The sequence below is a fragment of the Bacillus sp. FSL W8-0116 genome (genome assembly GCF_038003825.1).
Taxonomy (GTDB): domain Bacteria; phylum Bacillota; class Bacilli; order Bacillales; family DSM-4216; genus Bacillus_O; species Bacillus_O smithii.
Map to the genome: position 1 here is coordinate 33,849 of NZ_JBBOPY010000001.1, position 20,179 is coordinate 54,027.

16 protein-coding genes are annotated in these 20,179 nt (G+C 40.7%); 13 read left to right on the forward strand and 3 right to left on the reverse strand.

What is annotated here, in order from left to right; all coding sequences use genetic code 11:
• Positions 1 to 93: 93 nt before the first annotated feature.
• The 7 genes from N1I86_RS00130 (at position 94) to mutL (ending at position 11,199) form a co-directional block, all read left to right on the forward strand.
• On the forward strand, positions 94 to 1,851 hold the full coding sequence (locus N1I86_RS00130; RefSeq protein ID WP_341094306.1) for a 2-oxoacid:acceptor oxidoreductase subunit alpha: 1,758 nt from the start codon (positions 94 to 96) through the stop codon (positions 1,849 to 1,851).
• Positions 1,852 to 1,874: 23 nt separating this feature from the next.
• Positions 1,875 to 2,741, forward strand: coding sequence for a 2-oxoacid:ferredoxin oxidoreductase subunit beta (locus tag N1I86_RS00135; RefSeq protein WP_003352403.1), 867 nt, complete (start codon positions 1,875 to 1,877; stop codon positions 2,739 to 2,741).
• A gap of 198 nt (positions 2,742 to 2,939) precedes the next feature.
• A complete protein-coding gene (gene miaB / locus N1I86_RS00140; RefSeq protein WP_003352402.1) occupies positions 2,940 to 4,484 on the forward strand; it encodes a tRNA (N6-isopentenyl adenosine(37)-C2)-methylthiotransferase MiaB in 1,545 nt (514 codons plus the stop codon).
• Between the two features lies 1 nt (position 4,485).
• Positions 4,486 to 4,917 carry a RicAFT regulatory complex protein RicA family protein gene (locus N1I86_RS00145; RefSeq protein WP_048623407.1) on the forward strand — a complete coding sequence of 144 codons (432 nt, stop codon included), beginning with the start codon at positions 4,486 to 4,488 and terminating at the stop codon, positions 4,915 to 4,917.
• 1,030 nt (positions 4,918 to 5,947) lie between these two features.
• Positions 5,948 to 6,484, forward strand: a complete 537-nt coding sequence (locus tag N1I86_RS00150; protein ID WP_003352400.1) for an outer spore coat protein CotE — start codon at positions 5,948 to 5,950, stop codon at positions 6,482 to 6,484.
• Positions 6,485 to 6,621: 137 nt separating this feature from the next.
• Complete coding sequence (mutS, locus tag N1I86_RS00155; RefSeq protein ID WP_341094309.1) at positions 6,622 to 9,240, forward strand: DNA mismatch repair protein MutS; 2,619 nt, start codon at positions 6,622 to 6,624, stop codon at positions 9,238 to 9,240.
• Between the two features lie 63 nt (positions 9,241 to 9,303).
• Positions 9,304 to 11,199 carry a DNA mismatch repair endonuclease MutL gene (mutL, locus tag N1I86_RS00160; RefSeq protein ID WP_341094314.1) on the forward strand — a complete coding sequence of 632 codons (1,896 nt, stop codon included), beginning with the start codon at positions 9,304 to 9,306 and terminating at the stop codon, positions 11,197 to 11,199.
• Between the two features lie 379 nt (positions 11,200 to 11,578).
• On the opposite strand, the gene N1I86_RS00165 is transcribed toward mutL, so the two are convergent.
• Positions 11,579 to 11,914, reverse strand: a complete 336-nt coding sequence (locus N1I86_RS00165) for a L,D-transpeptidase (RefSeq protein ID WP_003352397.1) — start codon at positions 11,912 to 11,914, stop codon at positions 11,579 to 11,581.
• A 460-nt stretch (positions 11,915 to 12,374) separates the two neighbouring features.
• On the opposite strand from N1I86_RS00165, the gene N1I86_RS00170 reads away from it, so the two are divergent.
• Positions 12,375 to 12,755 carry a diacylglycerol/lipid kinase family protein gene (locus N1I86_RS00170; protein WP_341097193.1) on the forward strand — a complete coding sequence of 127 codons (381 nt, stop codon included), beginning with the start codon at positions 12,375 to 12,377 and terminating at the stop codon, positions 12,753 to 12,755.
• Between the two features lie 49 nt (positions 12,756 to 12,804).
• Here the strand turns inward: N1I86_RS00170 and N1I86_RS00175 are convergent, their stop codons facing one another.
• Positions 12,805 to 12,945: a hypothetical protein gene (locus N1I86_RS00175; RefSeq protein ID WP_341094316.1), complete on the reverse strand. Its 141-nt coding sequence runs from the start codon at positions 12,943 to 12,945 to the stop codon at positions 12,805 to 12,807.
• A gap of 88 nt (positions 12,946 to 13,033) precedes the next feature.
• Here N1I86_RS00175 and N1I86_RS00180 point away from each other — a divergent pair, with 88 nt between their 5' ends.
• From N1I86_RS00180 to hfq, 3 genes are all read left to right on the forward strand, one after another.
• Entirely contained in the window at positions 13,034 to 14,155 is a 1,122-nt protein-coding gene (locus N1I86_RS00180; RefSeq protein WP_341094318.1) for an RNA-guided endonuclease TnpB family protein, read from the forward strand.
• 339 nt (positions 14,156 to 14,494) lie between these two features.
• Positions 14,495 to 15,439, forward strand: coding sequence for a tRNA (adenosine(37)-N6)-dimethylallyltransferase MiaA (miaA, locus tag N1I86_RS00185; protein WP_003352395.1), 945 nt, complete (start codon positions 14,495 to 14,497; stop codon positions 15,437 to 15,439).
• Between the two features lie 37 nt (positions 15,440 to 15,476).
• Entirely contained in the window at positions 15,477 to 15,713 is a 237-nt protein-coding gene (hfq, locus tag N1I86_RS00190; protein WP_003352393.1) for an RNA chaperone Hfq, read from the forward strand.
• A gap of 314 nt (positions 15,714 to 16,027) precedes the next feature.
• On the opposite strand, the gene spoVK is transcribed toward hfq, so the two are convergent.
• Positions 16,028 to 16,924 carry a stage V sporulation protein K gene (spoVK, locus tag N1I86_RS00195; protein ID WP_390895359.1) on the reverse strand — a complete coding sequence of 299 codons (897 nt, stop codon included), beginning with the start codon at positions 16,922 to 16,924 and terminating at the stop codon, positions 16,028 to 16,030.
• Between the two features lie 602 nt (positions 16,925 to 17,526).
• Here spoVK and hflX point away from each other — a divergent pair.
• Both hflX and N1I86_RS00205 read left to right on the forward strand, forming a co-directional pair.
• Positions 17,527 to 18,780 carry a GTPase HflX gene (gene hflX / locus N1I86_RS00200; protein WP_341094320.1) on the forward strand — a complete coding sequence of 418 codons (1,254 nt, stop codon included), beginning with the start codon at positions 17,527 to 17,529 and terminating at the stop codon, positions 18,778 to 18,780.
• A 12-nt stretch (positions 18,781 to 18,792) separates the two neighbouring features.
• Entirely contained in the window at positions 18,793 to 20,061 is a 1,269-nt protein-coding gene (locus N1I86_RS00205) for a methionine gamma-lyase family protein (RefSeq protein WP_003352390.1), read from the forward strand.
• The last annotated feature ends 118 nt before the right edge of the window (positions 20,062 to 20,179 follow it).

The following is a 20,179-nucleotide window of genomic DNA, read 5'->3' on the forward strand; positions in this document are numbered from 1 at the left end:
CGAAACAGGATTAATAGGAAATGAAATGAAAAAATGATAAACTAGTAAGAAGTAAATGCAATTTATTGTGAACGTATAAAGGGGTGTAATTTTATGATAGAGCAGCTTTCATGGAAAGTTGGAGGGCAGCAAGGTGAAGGAATTGAGAGTACTGGGGAAATTTTCTCCATCGCTTTAAATCGGCTAGGTTATTATCTCTATGGATATCGTCACTTTTCTTCACGAATTAAAGGTGGACACACGAATAATAAAATACGGGTTAGTTCGACAAAAGTCAATTCTGTCGCCGATGATTTGGATGTTTTAGTGGCTTTTGACCAAGAAACAATCGATGTCAACTATAAAGAACTGAACGATCATGGCGTGATCATCGCCGATTCTAAGTTTGAACCGAAGAAACCGGAAGATACAAAAGCGGTTCTTTATTCTGTTCCGTTTACGGAGTTGGCAACAAATCTTGGAACTTCTCTTATGAAAAACATGGTGGCGGTTGGAGCGACTTGCGCCATTTTAAATATTGACGTTGAAGTATTTCGCGAAGTAGTGAAAGAAATTTTCGGCAAAAAGGGAGAAGCCGTCGTACAGAAAAACATGGAAGCCATACGGCAAGGGTATCAATTTATGCTGTCTGAGACAGAAGGGCAGATCAGCCATCTTGAACTTGTCCCGGCTGATGGAAAAAAACGGATGTTTATGATTGGAAACGATGCAATTGCGCTCGGAGCGCTTGCAGGGGGAGCACGATTTATGGCGGCTTATCCAATCACTCCTGCTTCTGAAATTATGGAGTATTTAATTAAAAAATTGCCGCTTGTTGGCGGAACCGTGATCCAAACGGAGGACGAAATTGCTGCGGCAACAATGGCCATAGGGGCCGGCTACGGCGGAATCCGAGCATTGACTGCTTCGGCGGGGCCCGGTCTTTCATTAATGATGGAATCGATCGGGTTAGCGGGCATGACAGAAACGCCGATCGTGATCATTGATACTCAGCGTGGAGGTCCTTCCACAGGCTTGCCGACGAAACAAGAACAATCGGATCTATTGGCGATGCTGTATGGAAACCACGGTGAAATACCTAAAATCGTCATCGCTCCTAGCACGGTGGAAGAAGCGTTCTATGACACGGCTGAAGCTTTCAACCTTGCGGAAGAATATCAATGTCCTGTTATTGTGCTTTCTGATCTGCAATTGTCGTTAGGAAAACAAACAGTAGAGCCGCTCGATTATTCAAAAGTGGAAATTCGCCGCGGAAAATTGATTCCTCTGCAAGAAGAGTTGCCGGAACTTCCTCAAAAAGGGTATTTTAAACGCTATGAAGTAACGGAAGATGGCATTTCACCAAGAGTGATACCAGGAATGAAAAACGGCATCCACCATGTAACGGGAGTGGAACATGACGAAACAGGAAAGCCTTCAGAAAAGCCATTGAATCGCAAACAGCAAATGGATAAACGCATGCGGAAAATCCAGCATGTCCATTTTAATACGCCTGTTTACAAAAATTGCCCTCATGAAGAATCGGATTTATTGCTAATTGGCTTCAACTCGACACGCGGAGCCATTGAAGAAGCAATAGGACGCTTAGAAAAAGAAGGATTGAAAGTGAATCATGCTCATATAAGACTTATTCATCCGTTCCCAAGCGAAGAACTATTGCCGTTGATCAAGTCAGCGAAAAAAGTAGCGGTCGTAGAGCACAACGCTACAGGCCAGTTGGCAAAAATCATTAAAATGAATGTGGGCTACGGGGAAAAGATTGTCAATGTCTTAAAGTACGATGGAAATCCGTTCTTACCAAGCGAAGTATATACAGAGTGCAAACAATTATTTCAACCACAGGAAATTTAAACAGTACAAGGGAGTTGTGTGAAATGGCCACATTTAAAGATTTTCGAAATGATGTGAAACCTAACTGGTGCCCGGGATGCGGAGACTTCTCAGTTCAAGCCGCTATTCAGCGTGCAGCTGCGAATGTTGGATTGGAGCCTGATCAGCTGGCAGTGATTTCAGGTATTGGTTGTTCTGGACGGATATCCGGTTATATTCATTCTTACGGACTACACGGTACTCACGGTAGGGCGTTGCCAATTGCACAAGGCGTGAAAATGGCGAATAAAGACCTAACGGTTATTGCTGCGGGTGGTGACGGCGACGGGTTTGCGATTGGATTGGCTCATACGATCCACGCGATTCGCCGCAACATTGACATAACGTATATCGTGATGGACAACCAAATTTACGGTTTGACGAAAGGACAGACATCTCCGCGTTCATCAGCCGGCTTTGTCACAAAATCAACACCGGATGGATCGATTGAACCAGCTTTATCTCCGATGGAACTCGCGTTAACATCAGGCGCGACATTTGTGGCTCAAGGATTTTCTTCCGATATTAAGGAATTGACTGCTTTAATCGAAGCGGGCATAAAGCATAAAGGTTTCGCCTTTATCAACGTCTTTAGCCCATGCGTGACGTACAATAAAATCAATACGTATGATTGGTTTAAGGAAAATTTATTCAAATTAAGCGATGTGGAAAATTATGATCCATCCAATCGCACCTTGGCTATGAATACGTTAATGGAGCATAACGGGTTAGTGACGGGATTGATTTATCAAAATACTGAACAGCCTTCTTATCAAGAACAAATTCATGGATACGCAGAACAACCTTTAATTCAACAAGATCTGCGTTTATCAGATGAACTTTTCAATGAGTTGGTAGAAGAATTTATGTAAGAGAATGAGACAAAACAGCACTTCTTCCTAAAAGGGAGGAGTGCTGTTTTTGTGTCTTCTGTCTCTGTAGGCATTTACTATTGTTTAATTGGCTAAAACCCCTTATACTAAGAGAATGTGTAGATTTAGTTGAACTGCATGACAAAGAGCCTATATAATGAAAAAATAGGGAACTTAAAAACTGAATGGAGGATTTTCATGAACGAAGAACAACGTTTGCAAAGTCAACAAGTGAAAACGGTTGATCCTTCGGACAAAAAATCCGAAAAGGATTACAGCAAATATTTTCAGCGGGTCTTTATGCCGCCTTCCATGAAAGATGCCAAACGCCGAGGAAAAGAAGCAGTCAAATACCACGAAGATTTCAGCATACCGGAAGAATTTTTAGGAATGGGAAAAGGCCGGAAATTCTATATTCGTACTTACGGCTGCCAAATGAACGAGCATGATACGGAAGTAATGGCAGGTATTTTAATGCAATTGGGCTATGAACCGACAGATCAGCCGGAAGATGCCAATGTGATTCTTTTAAATACTTGCGCCATCCGCGAAAATGCGGAAAACAAAGTATTTGGAGAAATTGGCCATTTAAAACCGTTGAAAATGGAAAAGCCTGACCTGCTATTGGGAGTATGCGGCTGCATGTCCCAGGAAGAATCGGTAGTCAATAAATTGCTTAAGCAATACCAGTATGTGGATATGGTATTTGGAACTCATAATATTCACCGTCTCCCTCATATTTTGAATGAAGCCTATATGGCAAAAGAAATGGTTGTTGAAGTGTGGTCGAAAGAAGGAGATGTCGTTGAAAATCTTCCGAAAGTTCGTCAAGGAAAAATTAAAGCATGGGTAAACATTATGTACGGATGCGATAAATTCTGTACTTATTGTATTGTTCCTTATACGCGCGGAAAAGAACGCAGCCGTCGTCCGGAAGATATCATTCAAGAAGTACGCCAACTGGCGGCACAAGGATACAAAGAAATTACGTTGCTCGGTCAAAATGTAAATGCCTACGGAAAAGATTTTACCGATATGGAATATGGACTTGGCGATTTAATGGATGATTTGCGCAAAATTGATATTCCACGAATTCGCTTTACCACTAGCCATCCGCGCGACTTTGACGACCATTTAATTGAAGTGCTCGCGAAAAAAGGAAACTTAATGGAACATATCCATTTGCCAGTTCAATCCGGATCCAGCGAAATCTTAAAGATAATGGCTAGAAAATATACCCGTGAACAATATTTGGAACTTGTCCGCAAAATCAAAAAAGCGATCCCGGATGTGGCGTTGACAACAGATATTATTGTCGGTTTTCCGAACGAAACAGAAGAGCAGTTTGAAGAAACGTTGTCCCTTGTCCGAGAAGTAGGATTTGAGTCTGCTTACACTTTTATTTACTCACCTCGGGAAGGAACCCCGGCAGCTAAGATGAAAGACAATGTCCCGATGGAAGTAAAGAAAGAACGCTTGCAGCGATTAAATGAACTTGTGAATGAACTTTCCGCCAAAGCGATGAAAAAATATGAAGGAAAAATTGTAGAAGTGTTGGTGGAAGGGGAAAGCAAAAACAACCCTGACGTTTTGGCCGGTTATACTCGGAGAAATAAATTGGTCAATTTCAAAGGACCAAAATCCGCCATTGGCCAAATTGTCAAAGTAAAAATCACGGAAGCCAAAACATGGACATTAAATGGAGAAATGGTGGTAGAACGAGAAGCTGTCGAGGTGAAATAGGGTGGCCAAATACTCAAAAGACGACATTGTCGAACGCGCCAAAGAGTTGGCGAAAATGATTGCGGAATCGGAAGAAGTCGATTTTTTCAAAAAAGCGGAAGCAAAAATTCATGAAAATGAAAAAGTTCGACAATTAATAGCAAACATTAAAAGTTTGCAAAAACAGGCTGTCAATTTTCAACATTATGGAAAAACAGAAGCGCTGAAAAAAACGGAAGAAAAAATCGAACAGCTTGAGAGAGAATTGGACGATATTCCCGTTGTTCAACAGTTTAAAGAATCCCAAGTGGATGTAAACGATTTGTTGCAGATCGTAGCCAACACGATATCCAATACCGTGACAGATGAAGTGATTACTTCTACAGGCGGAAACCTACTGACAGGAGAAACCGGAGCTCAAGTTAGAAACAAGCTATCGGGGAACCATCATTAATCTCCGAAAGAGATTGACCAAGGAGCCCCTTTTAAGCAAGAAAACCCGACGATCAAATCATTTTTCTCGTCGGGTTTCTCTATGTGCGCCCGGCATGTACATGAACTATAGGGTGTAAGTCCCGAACCCCGAAGACAGAAGTAGAGGTTAGCCAAGAGCAAGGGTGTCCGTGGTGACGCGGAATCTGAAGGAAGCTGGAGGCAAAACACCGGTCCGAGGAACACGAACCTCATATAAGGCTAGGTATGATGGAGTGAGTTTGCATAACAAAACAAAGCTCTTTCTGTCGAAGGTCATATCGAGTAAATGAGGCGGATAGATGGTGTGAAAGTGCATGTACTTACCCGGGGAGGTCTGGCGGATATGTGAAGTACTCTTCATAACCTACTTAGTGATAAGTAGCTGAACCGTCAGAAGTCAGCAGAGGTCATAGTATTAGTTGGTCTAGAACAACTAAGAAGGACCGAACAATTAAGAGAGAATAGCCCTTGGTATTCAGTGAGTCATGATGAACACAGAAAACGTAGTACCTCACTTGAGGGAGGAAGCGGTGAATCCCGTGGGAGACCTCTTGGAGGGTGGAGTGACCACTGGCATAAAGAGAACAGCTATTCACGGAAGTTATAAAGACTTGCGTCAATGATCTTAATTGAACCGCCGTATACGGAACCGTACGTACGGTGGTGTGAGAGGACGGGAGTTAATCGCTCCCTCCTACTCGATTTCTGGAGTGAGTGAATTTTCGCGATCATCATCAATGCCCGATATAAAGCTTTATATGAAAAAAAGTGCCCTTGGATCATTATACCGACTATTGGGAAAACCCCTTTTTGTATTTACATTCAATATCATTTGAACGGAATGGAGAAGGAAAAAATGAAAAATAGATTCTTTCTTACTCTATTAGAAGGAGAATAACATTCTATTTCACATGGAATCCGCACTGTTGGAAAAAAACACGAGGCTTTAGCACACCCGTTTATCCCTCCGCATAGGATAAAGTGAAATTACATGAGGAGGGTTCGCTCAAATGCCAGAATTTAGAGAAATTATAACAAAGGCAGTTGTAGCTAAGGGGCGCAAATTTACCCAGTCCCATCATACGATCACTCCGCCGCATCATCCTTCAAGTATTCTAGGCTGCTGGATTATTAATCACGAATATAAAGCAAGGAAGAGCGGCAAGACGGTCGAAATTAGAGGGACTTATGATATAAACCTATGGTACTCTCATCATGACAACACAAAAACTTCCGTTATTACAGAAAAAGTGGAGTATGTGGATGTTGTGAAATTAAAGTATCGCGACCCCGATTGTGATGATAAAGAAGTAGTGGCACGTGTGCTACAACAGCCGAATTGTAATGAAGCTGTCATTTCTTCGAATGGCAATAAGATGGTCGTTCATATTGAACGAGAGTTTTTAGCAGAAGTCGTCGGCGAGACTAAAGTCTCCGTCATGATCGATCCAGATGGCGTTGAAGAAGATGATTGGGATTCCGAGCTATCCGATGAAGACTTTGAAGAACTCGATCCCGATTTCATCGTCGACGATGAAGAAGAATAAGAAATCTGAATGCCAATTTTCGAAGAATCAGCAGCCTATTCCATGGAAGGAATCAGGCTGTTTTTTATTATATGATTCTTTTATGATATAATTATACTTTGTTAGAAATAGGCTTCGGGAAAGGATTGGAGAAACAAATGCCGCAATATACTCCAATGATTCAACAATATTTAAAAATCAAGGCTGAATATCAAGATGCCTTTTTATTTTTTCGGTTAGGCGATTTTTATGAAATGTTTTTTGATGACGCGATTAAGGCTTCGAAAGAATTGGAAATTACTTTGACCAGCAGGGACGGCGGTGGCGATGAAAGGATTCCGATGTGCGGCGTCCCTTATCACTCTGCCGATAGCTACATACAACAGCTGATTGAAAAAGGCTATAAAGTTGCGATATGTGAACAAACAGAAGATCCCAAACAAGCAAAAGGGGTAGTTAAACGCGAAGTGATCCAGCTGATTACTCCCGGAACGATGATGGAAGGGAAAGGACTGCTGGAAAAAGAAAATAATTATATTGCATCGGTTTCCGGAATGGAAGATGAGACGTTCGGACTAGCCTATACGGATTTATCCACCGGAGAAAATCGTGTAACACTGCTGACAGCTTTTGAAGATGTGGTAAATGAACTGTCCACGCTTGGAACAAAAGAAATTGTTATCGACCCTTCTTTTGATAACAGCTTGCAAAAAACAATAAAAGAGCAGTTGTCGTTGACGATTTCTTATGAAGAAGATCAGGAAGTCAAATCGGAATATCAACATCTTTTGGAAAGGCTTGAGGATTCACGGCTACGTTCGACTTCTGCCAGACTTTTTAATTATTTGTATCGCACGCAAAAAAGAAGCTTGGACCATTTGCAAACAGTCGAAACCTATCACGTCCATAATTATATGAAAATAGATTACTTTTCCAAAAGAAACCTGGAGTTGACGGAAACGATTCGATCGAAAGGGAAAAAAGGCTCTCTTCTATGGCTCTTGGATGAAACCATGACGGCCATGGGAGCGAGACTATTAAAACAGTGGATTGACCGTCCGCTCATTCAAAAGAGCAAGATTGAAAAGCGGCTTGCTCTTGTCGAGTTGCTGCTGAATCGTTATTTTGAACGCCAAGAGCTAAGAGAGCGATTAAAAGAAGTTTACGATCTTGAAAGGCTCGCCGGCAGAGTGGCGTTTGGAAATGTCAATGCCCGGGATTTAATCCAGCTGAAAAAATCACTACAGCAAATACCTTCTTTGAAAGATCTATTAGGTCAAATGGACAATGACGATATTCAAACAATAGCGTCCAAATTAGACCCGTGTGAAGAATTAACCGATCTGCTCGAACGGGCGATTGTCGAGAATCCGCCATTGTCCGTGAAAGAAGGCGGAATTATCAAGGACGGTTACCACGCGGAATTAGATCGCTACCGAGACGCTAGTCAAAACGGGAAAAAATGGATCGCTCAATTGGAAAAAGAAGAAAGAGAGCGAACCGGAATTAAATCGTTGAAAGTCGGCTATAACCGCGTGTTTGGATATTATATTGAAGTGACAAAAGCCAATCTACATTTGCTGGAAGAGGGGCGCTATGAACGTAAACAAACGTTGGCAAATGCAGAACGTTTTATCACACCGGAATTGAAAGAAAAGGAAGCTTTAATTTTACAAGCGGAAGAAAAAAGCGTAGATTTGGAATACGAAATCTTTTTATCTATTCGGGAATATGTTAAAACATTTATTCCGAGACTGCAGGCTTTGGCCAAAACCGTCAGCGAGCTGGATTGTTTGCAATGTTTTGCCACTGTCAGCGAAAAACAACACTACGTAAAACCGCGTTTTAACGATGGGCGAACATTACGGATTAAAGGGGGCCGCCACCCGGTTGTAGAAAAAGTCATGGATTCACAAATGTATGTGGCCAATGATTGTTTGATGGATAAAGGTCGGGAAATGCTGCTCATCACCGGACCGAACATGTCAGGAAAAAGCACGTATATGAGACAAATTGCCTTAACGGCTATTTTAGCCCAAATTGGTTGTTTTGTACCGGCTGAAGAAGCGGTTCTGCCTATTTTCGATCAAGTGTTCACGAGAATTGGCGCAAGTGATGATTTGATTTCAGGACAAAGCACGTTTATGGTGGAAATGCTGGAAGCAAGAAATGCCATCGTTCATGCGACGCAAAATTCTTTAATTCTTTTCGATGAAATCGGCAGAGGAACCTCTACATATGATGGAATGGCTTTGGCACAGGCTATCATTGAATATATCCATGATCATATTGGGGCTAAGACTTTATTCTCGACCCACTATCATGAATTAACGGTTTTGGAGAAAGAACTGGATCAATTGAAAAATGTTCATGTAAGTGCCGTCGAGCAGAACGGAAAATTAGTTTTCCTTCATAAGGTAAAAGAAGGAGCTGCAGATAAAAGTTACGGTATTCACGTAGCGGAATTAGCGAATCTCCCTCAAACGTTGATTAAAAGAGCAAAGGAAATTTTGACGGATCTCGAATCTACAGGTGCTTCTCCTTCTAATAAGGAAAAAACCGATGAAAGTGAAAAGAAAGATTCCAAGACGTCAGTGAAACAGGAAGTGGAGCAGCTGTCTTTCTTCGATGAGGAGCAAAAGACAGAACCGAAAGCAGCCGTCACCCCGCGGGAAAAAGAAGCAGCCCGAGCGTTAAAAGCTCTCAACTTATTAGAAACGACTCCGTTAGAAGCATTAAACAAGTTATATGAATTGCAAAAAATACTAAATCAATAATATGATGAAATGAATCTCCGTTAAGCCGTCCGTTTAGAGGATCGAGGAAAGGAGAGGGCTTTTATGGGAAAAATTATTCAACTCGACGACATGTTGTCCAATAAAATTGCGGCGGGAGAAGTCGTGGAACGCCCTGCATCGGTTGTCAAAGAATTGGTGGAAAATGCCATAGATGCCCATAGCACGGTGATCGAAATCGATGTCGAGGAAGCTGGTCTCCAATCCATTCGAGTAGTGGATAATGGGGACGGAATCGAAGAAGAAGATGTGTTGACAGCGTTTGAACGACATGCCACAAGCAAGATCAAGGATGAAAACGACTTATTTCGCATTCGTACGCTAGGGTTTAGGGGCGAGGCGCTCCCAAGCATTGCTTCGGTATCTTATTTAGAAATCACGACAGGAACAGGGGAGGGGGCCGCTACCAGAGCTGTCTTAGAAGGAGGCAAGGTCGTTCGGAAGGAAAAAGCATCCGCTCGTAAAGGGACGGAAGTGATCGTTTCCAATCTTTTTTATAATACACCCGCAAGGCTGAAATATATGAAAACGATTCATACAGAACTCGGAAACATTACCGATACGGTCAATCGTCTGGCGCTTGCTCATCCAGACGTTTCCATTCAGCTGCGACATAATGGCCGAGTTTTGCTTGAAACAAACGGAAATGGAGATGCTCGGCAAGTTCTCGCCGCTATCTATGGACTAAACACGGCTAAAAAAATGATCCCGATTTCTGCCAGGAGCATCGATTTTGAAATCGAGGGATGGATCTCCCTTCCGGAGTTAACGCGTGCCTCCCGCAACTATATTTCGACTATTATCAATGGCCGATATGTCAAAAATTATCCTTTAGTGAAAGCCATTCAGGAAGGCTATCACACGTTGCTTCCGATTGGAAGATATCCCATTGCGTTAGTGATGATCCAAATGGACCCTCTACTGGTAGATGTCAATGTGCATCCATCCAAATTGGAGGTTCGTTTAAGCAAGGAACAAGAATTGAATGAGCTGATGATGAAAACCATTCAAGAAGCGTTTCGGTCAAAGCGATTGATTCCGTTGGAAAATGCTGCTCCTAAATGGAAAAAGGAAAAAACTGTCCAGCAAAGTTTTGAACTTGACCACCTGCCGAAACAAACGGAGCCCATTATCGATACAGCCGTTCCAATTCATCGTCCGCCTGAGCTTACCAACACTTATGAGAAACATCAAGAAGAGGAACGTCATTTGCCTGAAGACATATTGGAACAAGAGCAGTCGGAGCCAAAGAGTTCTCCGGATTTTGTGCGAGAATATGATGTACAAGAATCCGAAACGGTTGTGGAGGCCGCTGACGACTCTTCATTGGAAACGACCGAGAGCAGTCAACGTCAGAGCCGCATTCCGCCATTATATCCCATCGGTCAAATGCATGGAACTTATATACTGGCCCAAAACGAACTAGGACTTTACATTATTGACCAACATGCTGCTCAAGAACGGATCAAATATGAATTTTTCCGTGAAAAAGTGGGGCAAGTGGAAAACGAACTGCAAGAAATGTTAGTGCCGTTGACATTGGAATTTTCGGCTGACGAATATGTGAAAATTTTAGAGTATAAAGATGAATTGGAAAAAGTGGGAGTTTTTCTGGAGCCGTTCGGTATTCACTCTTTTATCGTACGCGCTCATCCTCAATGGTTTCCAAAAGGAGAAGAACAAGAGATCATTGAAGACATCCTTCAACAACTGATTACGATGAAAACGGTTGATATTAAAAAACTGAGGGAAGAAGCAGCGATTATGATGAGCTGCAAACGATCCATTAAAGCGAATCACCATTTGCGCCAAGATGAAATTCAGGCGCTTTTGGACGATTTACGGAAAGCTTCCGACCCGTTCACTTGCCCTCATGGCCGACCCGTTATTATTCATTTTTCGGCATATGAACTGGAAAAAATGTTTAAACGGGTAATGTAGCGGGATTATGATTAACACGATTTGGTGGTGTTTATCCGCCATTTTCCCTCATTTTCTAGGCTATCGAATACCTCTTTTATTCAACTTTGATCATATGAGAAGGCGTTTGTGAAGACTCCTGTCTAATGGCGATCTGAACCAACCAATGATGGTAGGAGCACTTCACAAATGCTTTTTTTATGCCTTTAACCCAAGATGTTGTACCGAACGAAAATGTGGTTTAGAGCAAAATTTTTTTGCCTTTTTCAGTTTGCTATGTATACTGCTATATCATAGATGATCACGTCATACTCTTTGTTATCGATTTGAATGGAACAGCAATCAACCACTGGATTCTTATTTACAAGAATATTTGGCGAAGAGGGAGAAATGAACAGAGTCATTTATGAATCACAACCTTCGTTCCAACTGGCAATTTAGAAGATAATTCTAGAACATCATGATTAAACATTCGAATACATCCATGTGAGACATTCTTACCGATGGAAGATGGGTTATTGGTTCCGTGTATGCCGTAATGAGGCTTTGACAACCCCATCCAAAACACTCCGAATGGTCCACCGGGATGGCGTTGTTTATTGATAATCGTAAACGTCCCGTAAGGGGTTTGTGTCAATATTTTTCCAACTGCTATGGGGTAAGTTTTTATAAGTCTGTTTCCGTCAAATAGTTTTAATCTATGCTGAGATACGGATACGTCGATCCATTTCACCATAAAGATCCACTCCGTTTTTGAATATAGTATGAAGTGACTTAGGCATTTGTATGGTGCTTTAAAAAATGCTCGGATTTCTCCCGCTTTGCCCACCATGGTAGGGGGATGATGGTAAATTTTTGGGAAGTGACAGTAGAAATGGAATTTAAGAAATGCACGTATATCGTTAAGGATGTTCTACAATCAAAAATGATTACGGCATATTTAAGCGGGTAGGGGAAACAGACAATGAATCACTTTGTGGGAATATTTTCCTTTTGTCTTGGAGCGTCATTTAAAAAGTAAGGTTGAAAACAAATAAAGAGGTTTAAATATCTCCAGAATTCCTATAAAATGGAATTATAGTTTAATAATGGTGGTTGATGAGGGAAATGAAATTATCTAGCAATATCTGTGCGGCCTTGCACGCATATTCATGTAGAATTTCTACCATTTGAAATAAAAAGGAAAGATCTATTTGATGTATTATTTTATCGTCAATAAAATATCAGGAAATGGAAAAGGGCGAAAGGTTTGGAAAAAGATTGAAAAGCTGCTTCAAGAAAAACAGATACATTATCTAGTGCGTTTTACAGAAAGACCGAAACATGCTGTGGAAATCGTAAAGGAAATTTCTTCAGAAACAGGTTTGACAGTGGTTGCGGTAGGCGGAGATGGTACCATTCATGACGTAGCAAACGGGTTAATCGATTCGAATATACCATTAGGGATTATTCCGGCAGGTTCAGGAAATGATCTTGCAAGGGCTCTTCAAATACCGATGAACTATCAAAAAGCATTGGAGCGAATTTTAACCCAATTTCCGAAAGAAGTCTCCCACCTCAAGGAATGTGTAGGGTGATAGCCCAATGAGTAGGTGGGAGATGAATTTCGATTGGCTTTAGTCAAAGTTATTTTTCTAAGCCTTTTCGTATTAATTCTAGAATCGTTGCTGTTCTTGTCGGAAGTCCATGCTCTTTTTGGTATTGATCTAATTTCTCGATAATCGTTTTAGGCATACGGATTTCGACACGTTCTTTCTCGACTTTCATTCGAATCACCTCACCATTGATTGTACGGCATTTTTACGGTATAATCAATATATACGATATTTTTACGTACAAAACAAGGTGATTTGATATGACTGTACAAAACAAGGCTTTCAAATTCCGTTTGTATCCAAATAAGGAACAAGAAGTGTTATTAGCAAAAACATTCGGTTGTGTTCGTTTCGTCTACAACAAGATGTTAGCAGAACGCAAGGAAACTTATGAAAAGTTCAAAGATAATAAAGAAATACTCAAAAAACAAAAATTTCCGACTCCTGCAAAGTATAAAAAAGAGTTTTCATTCTTGAAAGAAGTAGATTCTTTGGCTTTGGCAAATGCACAAATAAACCTGCAAAATGCTTATAAGAACTTTTTTGAAGGGCGTGCCGAATTTCCAAAGTTCAAAAGCCGTAAACACAAGCAATCTTACACAACCAATATGGTTAACGGAAATATTAAGCTAAGTAATGGTCATATTAAACTACCTAAATTCAAAAAGCCAATAAAAATGAAACAACATAGAGAAATACCTGCTGATTACAAAATAAAGTCTTGTACGATTTCTAAAACAAAGTCAGGTAAATACTATATTTCGATTTTGACAGAATACGATATAGAGATTACTCCAGTAAACATTCAACATGTTATTGGATTAGACTTTGCTATGAATGGTCTATATGTCGATAGTGAAGAAGGTAAGAAAGCCAATTACCCTCGTTTCTATCGACAAGCATTGAAAAAATTAGCGAAGGAACAACGTATTTTGTCACGCAGGAAAAAAGGTTCTAATCGTTGGCACAAGCAACGACTAAAAGTGGCGAAGCTACATGAAAGAATTGCGAACCAACGAAAAGACTTTTTACACAAATTGTCCCATCATCTTGCAAACAAGTACGATTGTGTTGTTGTCGAAGACCTCAACATGAAGGGAATGTCACAAGCCCTACATTTTGGTAAAAGTGTTACTGATAACGCATGGGGGATGTTCACAACATTTCTCCAGTACAAGTTAGAGGAGCAAGGGAAAAAACTGATCAAAATAGATCAATGGTTTCCATCATCCAAAACTTGTTCATGTTGCGGTCGAGTAAAGGAGTCTCTATCTCTTTCTGAGCGTACATTTCGCTGTGATTGCGGTTTTGTAGCAGATAGAGATTGGAATGCTTCTATCAATATCAAGCGTGAAGGATTGCGCTTATTAGGGTTAGTATAGTAAAAAGAACTCTTGGAACGAGAGGGATAGCTCGGTCTATTTCGTATTGTTAGATACGATGACCCGAGAAGCCCCCACCTCTAAGCGAAGCGTAGGTGGCGGGTAGTTCACCGATTTGCGAGATTCATATTGAAAAAGCCCCCTCAGAATCTATTTCACGATGCAATGTATGGTGTATTCATTGTCCATCGAATAAACGGAGAAAAAAGAAGCAAAAAGAACGATAGAGGAATGTTTGGCGTTTCAATTGGTTAGAATGATCAAAGTGTGTAAATCCTTTCGTTTTATGGTACGATAAGGGAAAAGTAAAGGAAAAGTAAGGGGAAGGCTGGGAAGAACGTGAGAGAGAAAGAAAAGCTGATTGTGCTCGTTGGCCCGACTGCAGTAGGGAAAACTGCACTAAGCATTCGCCTTGCGCATCGTTTTCAAGGAGAAATCATCAGCGGAGATTCAATGCAGATATATAAAGGGATGGACATCGGAACGGCAAAGGTGACTAAAGAGGAAATGGCCGGCATTCCCCATCATTTAATTGATATTAAAGAACCGGATGAATCTTTTTCAGTGGCAGAATTCCAAAAGCTTGTGAGAAAAAAGATAACTGAAATAACGGAAAGAGGACGAATCCCTATTTTAGTGGGTGGCACCGGACTTTATATTCAGTCTGTCATTTATGATTACCAATTTACCGATGTTCCGGGGGATTCGTCTTTAAGAGCTGAATTGGAACAAACAGCAATAGAAAAAGGCGAACTTTATTTGCATCAACAGTTGAAGGAAGTGGATCCTAAAAGTGCAGAATCCATTCATCCTCATAATGTGAGACGCGTTATTCGCGCTCTCGAAATTTACTATACGACTGGGAAACCGATGTCTGAGCATCAATCCGAACAACTTTCGCAGGAACTTTACCATACTGCCATTGTTGGGTTGACGATGGAACGCAGTAAGTTGTATGAGCGTATTAATCAAAGGGTGGATCTGATGATCAGCCAAGGGTTAATTGAAGAAGTTAAGGAGCTGAGAAAGCGAGGCATTCGCAATTGTCAATCCGTTCAGGCCATTGGATATAAAGAGATTTATGATTATTTGGATGGAAAAGTAACGCTTGACGAAGCCATCGAACAATTAAAAAAGAATTCACGACGTTATGCAAAACGGCAGTTTACGTGGTTTCGAAATAAAATGAATGTACAATGGTTTGATGTCACCAATGAACATGAACGTGAGAAAAAATTTCAGGAAATTTCACAATTTATAGCAGGAAAGCTACATTTAAAATAGAATATTTAATTTTAGAGATAGAAGAGGAGGACTTTACATGAAACAAGCGATCAATATTCAGGATCAATTTTTAAACCAATTGCGTAAGGACGGAACTTTAGTCACTGTTTTTTTGTTAAATGGTTTTCAACTTCGCGGTTATGTGAAAGGTTTTGATAATTTCACTGTCTTGTTTGAATCCGATGGCAAACAACAGCTTGTTTATAAGCATGCTATTTCCACTTTTGCCCCCCAAAGAAACGTGCATATTCAATTAGAAGAACAAGAATCGTAAAATGAGCGCTGTTGTTTTATAAACTTTTTATAATGGCTCATGTCACATGAAAACCATTTCTCCTGACGTGAGCCATTATTTATGATTTGAATTTTTTCTTATTTTTGTTTTAAGAACAATGAATCCATCGTGCCTAAGCCGTTTATTGCATTTCAATTAGAAATACGCTCTTCATATGCTGTTCTTGGAATTTTTTTGTCTGCCAACCCGATTGATTCTTTAAAAGAGGGCGATATGATTAAAAAAGGACGGAGGTTATCCGTCCTTGTGCATTTTTCCCTATTCAATTGTTATTGAAACTTCCGGATGGATAATCAACGATAGGATGTTTCAGCGGGAAATATGAGATCATTGCTTCGAATGGTCATAAGTTCTTTTTTATCATAATGATGTTCGGTCAAAAGCCTCATAGCCTGTGACCGTATCGATTTTTCGATGATATTCCGGACATAGCGGCCGTTTGAAAATTTGGCTGGGTGGATCACACTTTTCAAATGAATTAAATGTTCTCTTAATGTCCGTTCAGCTTCCTGGCTTAACTGATATTCTTTTTCGCGAAGAATCTTTGCGCTGATTTCCATCAGTTGATCGACTGTATAATCAGGAAAATGAAAAACGAGCGGAAATCGGGATTCAAGTCCGGGGTTGAGTGTCAAAAAATAATCCATTTCTCTAGAGTAGCCGGCTAATATTAAAATAAAATCATGCTGTTTGTCTTCCATATGTTTAACCAGTGTATCAATCGCTTCCTTGCCAAAATCTTTTTCCCCGCCCCTGCCTAAAGAATAAGCTTCATCGATAAATAATATTCCGCCCATTGCTTTTTTGATGAGATCGCGTGTTTTTTGAGCTGTGTGGCCAATATATTCACCGACCAGATCGGCTCGTTCCGCTTCGATCAGATGGCCTTTTGAAAGGACATTCATTTTATGAAAAAGTTTTCCGATCAATCTGGCAGCCGTTGTTTTTCCTGTTCCGGGATTTCCTTTAAACATCATGTGAAGAACCTGTTTGCCTGTTTTTAAGCCATACATTTCTCTTTTTTTATTAATATAGATCCAAGCATAGATTTCTTTGATCATTTTTTTCATTTCCTCAAGACCGACTAGCGAATTCATTTCTTCTTCTATTTCCTTTAAGATTGTATGCTCTTGGGCAAAGGATTCCGGCAATAAATCTTTATGAAGATGCTCCGATTCTTTTTGCTTCAATTTGGAATTAAAAACAATGTTTATTTGACCATTATTTTTTAAACGAATAGGTTGATCCAAAGCTTTCACCTCACAATATCAAACATGGATCATTCGGCAAAACTCCTTTAGCAGGCTCTTATCTCCGGCCTTCGTTCTTTTTGTTTACTTTTGTTGGTGACAAGAAAAAGAGTTTTTAACCAGCATCATTTCGATTGGATGGTCAAAAACACAGTTTTCAAGTTTAAGACATGTTGTTTCCCATTTCGACAGCTTGCGCTCCAATTTCTAGGATTGTCAGGCTTCTTGTCAAAATTTGCGCTTTCCCGAGAAATAATACTCCTCTTATTATCATCTTATTCATGATGATTGCTGTTCATTAATAAAATTATTATTGGATCAACCTTCGATCATAATGGAGAACTTTTTTGCAACCATTTTTATTCTTGATTGGAAGTTTACATGGTATTTGTTATCATTGTAGTTAATGAAAGACCACCAATAATAAGTCGTTGTGCATGGACATGTACACTGAATTTTCTGGGAAATACGGAGGGTGTTCCATAGAAGAGTCTTTTTATTAGAGAGGAAACTTGTTGGAATCAGAGAAAGAGGGTTTTGTATTGACGAATCAGAAAGAAAAAGCGATTTTGGTCGGCTGCCTTTTAGATGGCGATGAAGAGTCCTTTTATTATTCGTTCGAAGAACTTGCATCTTTAACCCATACCGCTGAAGGGGAAGTAGTTTGTACCATCACGCAAAAACGAGATCGGATTGATCCGAGTACATATATTGGCAAAGGTAAGCTGGAAGAGCTCAAACATTTAGTGGAAGAATTGGAGCCTGATGTCGTTATATTTAATGATGAATTAACACCAAGCCAAATTCGGCATTTAACGGACACTCTCCGAATTCGAATTATTGACCGTACCCAATTAATTTTGGATATTTTTGCAAGGCGAGCCCGTTCAAAAGAAGGAAAGCTTCAAGTTGAACTGGCTCAGCTGGAATATTTATTACCTCGGCTTAGCGGACGAGGAACTGAACTTTCAAGACTTGGCGGCGGAATCGGTACAAGAGGGCCGGGGGAAACAAAATTGGAAAGCGACCGTCGGCATATTCGGCGCCGTATTCATGATATTAAAGAACAATTGCAGTCAGTGGTTCACCATCGCGAACGGTATCGGTCGCGGCGCAAAAAGAATCACACCTTTCGAATAGCACTAGTCGGCTATACGAACGCTGGTAAATCCACTTTATTTAATAGGTTAACGACGGGTGGTTCGCTTGAGGAAAATCAATTGTTTGCGACATTGGACCCCTTAACCAAAAAGATGACACTTCCAAGCGGATTTACCTCATTGCTATCAGATACGGTAGGTTTTATACAAGATCTTCCCACCACACTGGTGGCAGCGTTTCGTTCAACGTTGGAAGAAGTCCGGGAAGCGGATCTTCTGCTTCATGTTGTGGACAGCTCCAATCCCGATTACCTCCAACATGAAGAAACAGTCAATCAGCTATTGGCGCAACTAGACATGGATGAATTGCCAAGGCTTTTGGTCTATAATAAAATCGATCAAAAATGTTCGGGTTTTGTGCCGGTTTCAAAAGATGACCACATCATGATCAGCGCTTTAAGCGAGGAAGATCGTACACGTTTAAAAATCAAAATAGAACAAGTGATGAAAAACCTCATGATCCCGTTTCGGGCTGAAATTCCCGCTGATGAAGGAAAACTACTGGCAAGAATCAAGACCGAAACGATGCTGCAGCATTTGTCGTTTCATGACGAAACTTTTTCCTACTTAGTCAAAGGATACATGATGGAGGATCATCCGTTATCCGGGATTTTAAAAAAATATCAGCAACAATAGAGGGAGAACAGCATGTTTGAATTATTAAAACACGGTAAAAGAATCCAACCAATAGTAGAAGAAATTGAAGAACAAATTAAGCCAATTCATAAAAAGATCGATCAAATCGTGGATACAAATCAATTTAAAGTATTGAAAAGTTTTCAAAAGCATCAGGTCGGGGACTTTCATTTACAGTCCTCCACAGGTTATGGCTATGATGATTCAGGCCGAGATACACTGGAGAAAATTTACGCGGATGTTTTCGGTGGAGAAGCAGCACTTGTTCGTCCGCAGATTATATCAGGAACGCATGCCATTACGATCGCTCTGTTCGGCATATTGCGCCCTGGTGATGAACTATTATATATTACCGGGAAACCGTACGACACATTAGAAGAAATTGTCGGAATCAGAGGGAAAGGGAACGGTTCGCTGCGTGAATTTGGCATTGACTATAATTGCGTCCCTTTGACAAAAGAGGGGAAAGTAGATTTCGAAAAAGTGGAAGCGGCCATCAACGAGCGCACAAAAATGATTGCGATCCAACGGTCGAGAGGATATGATGTAAGACCGTCCTTTACTATAGAAGAGATCCGGGAAATGATCGAATTTGTCAAAAAAATCAAGCCGGATGCGGTTGTTTTTGTTGATAATTGTTATGGCGAATTTGTAGAAGAGCTTGAACCATGCCATGTCGGAGCGGATTTAATGGCCGGTTCGCTCATCAAAAACCCGGGGGGCGGACTGGCGAAAACCGGCGGGTATCTTTGCGGAAAAAAACATTATGTTGAAGCTTGCTCTTATCGAATGACTTCGCCTGGAATCGGAGCTGAAGCGGGAGCTACTTTAAACGCGCTTCATGAAATGTATCAAGGGTTCTTTTTGGCGCCGCATATTGTCGGACAAGCTTTAAAAGGAGCGGTATTTACAGCAGCTTTGCTGGAACGATTTGGAATGAACACAACTCCTAAATGGGACTCACATAGAACCGATTTGATCCAAACGGTGCAATTTGAAGACCGAGAAAAAATGATCACTTTTTGCCAAGCCATCCAGTTCGCTTCGCCCGTTAATTCTTTCGCTACTCCGCATCCGAGCTATATGCCGGGATACGAGGACGATGTGATTATGGCAGCGGGAACATTTGTCCAAGGTTCCAGCATTGAATTAACGGCAGACGGGCCTTTAAGACCTCCGTATGTTGCATACGTTCAAGGCGGCTTAACGTATTCTCATGTAAAAGTTGCCATTTGCAGCGCCATCGATCATTTGCTGGAAAAGGGTTTATTGCCATCCTAAAAGGATATAGTCGGAGTATATCAGCCGGTCGTTTATGGATTAAGACAAATACGATCGGCTGATAAATCATTTGTTTTGATTAAAAAGAAAATTCTTGATAAAAAATTGATAAAAAATT

Excerpts from the sequence above, each read along its gene's own strand:
- N1I86_RS00130 (WP_341094306.1), top strand. The coding sequence starts at position 94 with ATGATAGAGCAGCTTTCATGGAAAGTTGGAGGGCAGCAAGGTGAAGGA.
- N1I86_RS00135 (WP_003352403.1), top strand. The coding sequence starts at position 1,875 with ATGGCCACATTTAAAGATTTTCGAAATGATGTGAAACCTAACTGGTGC.
- miaB (WP_003352402.1), top strand. The coding sequence starts at position 2,940 with ATGAACGAAGAACAACGTTTGCAAAGTCAACAAGTGAAAACGGTTGAT.
- N1I86_RS00150 (WP_003352400.1), top strand. The coding sequence starts at position 5,948 with ATGCCAGAATTTAGAGAAATTATAACAAAGGCAGTTGTAGCTAAGGGG.
- mutS (WP_341094309.1), top strand. The coding sequence starts at position 6,622 with ATGCCGCAATATACTCCAATGATTCAACAATATTTAAAAATCAAGGCT.
- mutL (WP_341094314.1), top strand. The coding sequence starts at position 9,304 with ATGGGAAAAATTATTCAACTCGACGACATGTTGTCCAATAAAATTGCG.
- N1I86_RS00165 (WP_003352397.1), bottom strand. The coding sequence starts at position 11,914 with ATGGTGAAATGGATCGACGTATCCGTATCTCAGCATAGATTAAAACTA.
- N1I86_RS00170 (WP_341097193.1), top strand. The coding sequence starts at position 12,375 with ATGTATTATTTTATCGTCAATAAAATATCAGGAAATGGAAAAGGGCGA.
- N1I86_RS00175 (WP_341094316.1), bottom strand. The coding sequence starts at position 12,945 with ATGAAAGTCGAGAAAGAACGTGTCGAAATCCGTATGCCTAAAACGATT.
- N1I86_RS00180 (WP_341094318.1), top strand. The coding sequence starts at position 13,034 with ATGACTGTACAAAACAAGGCTTTCAAATTCCGTTTGTATCCAAATAAG.
- hfq (WP_003352393.1), top strand. The coding sequence starts at position 15,477 with ATGAAACAAGCGATCAATATTCAGGATCAATTTTTAAACCAATTGCGT.
- N1I86_RS00205 (WP_003352390.1), top strand. The coding sequence starts at position 18,793 with ATGTTTGAATTATTAAAACACGGTAAAAGAATCCAACCAATAGTAGAA.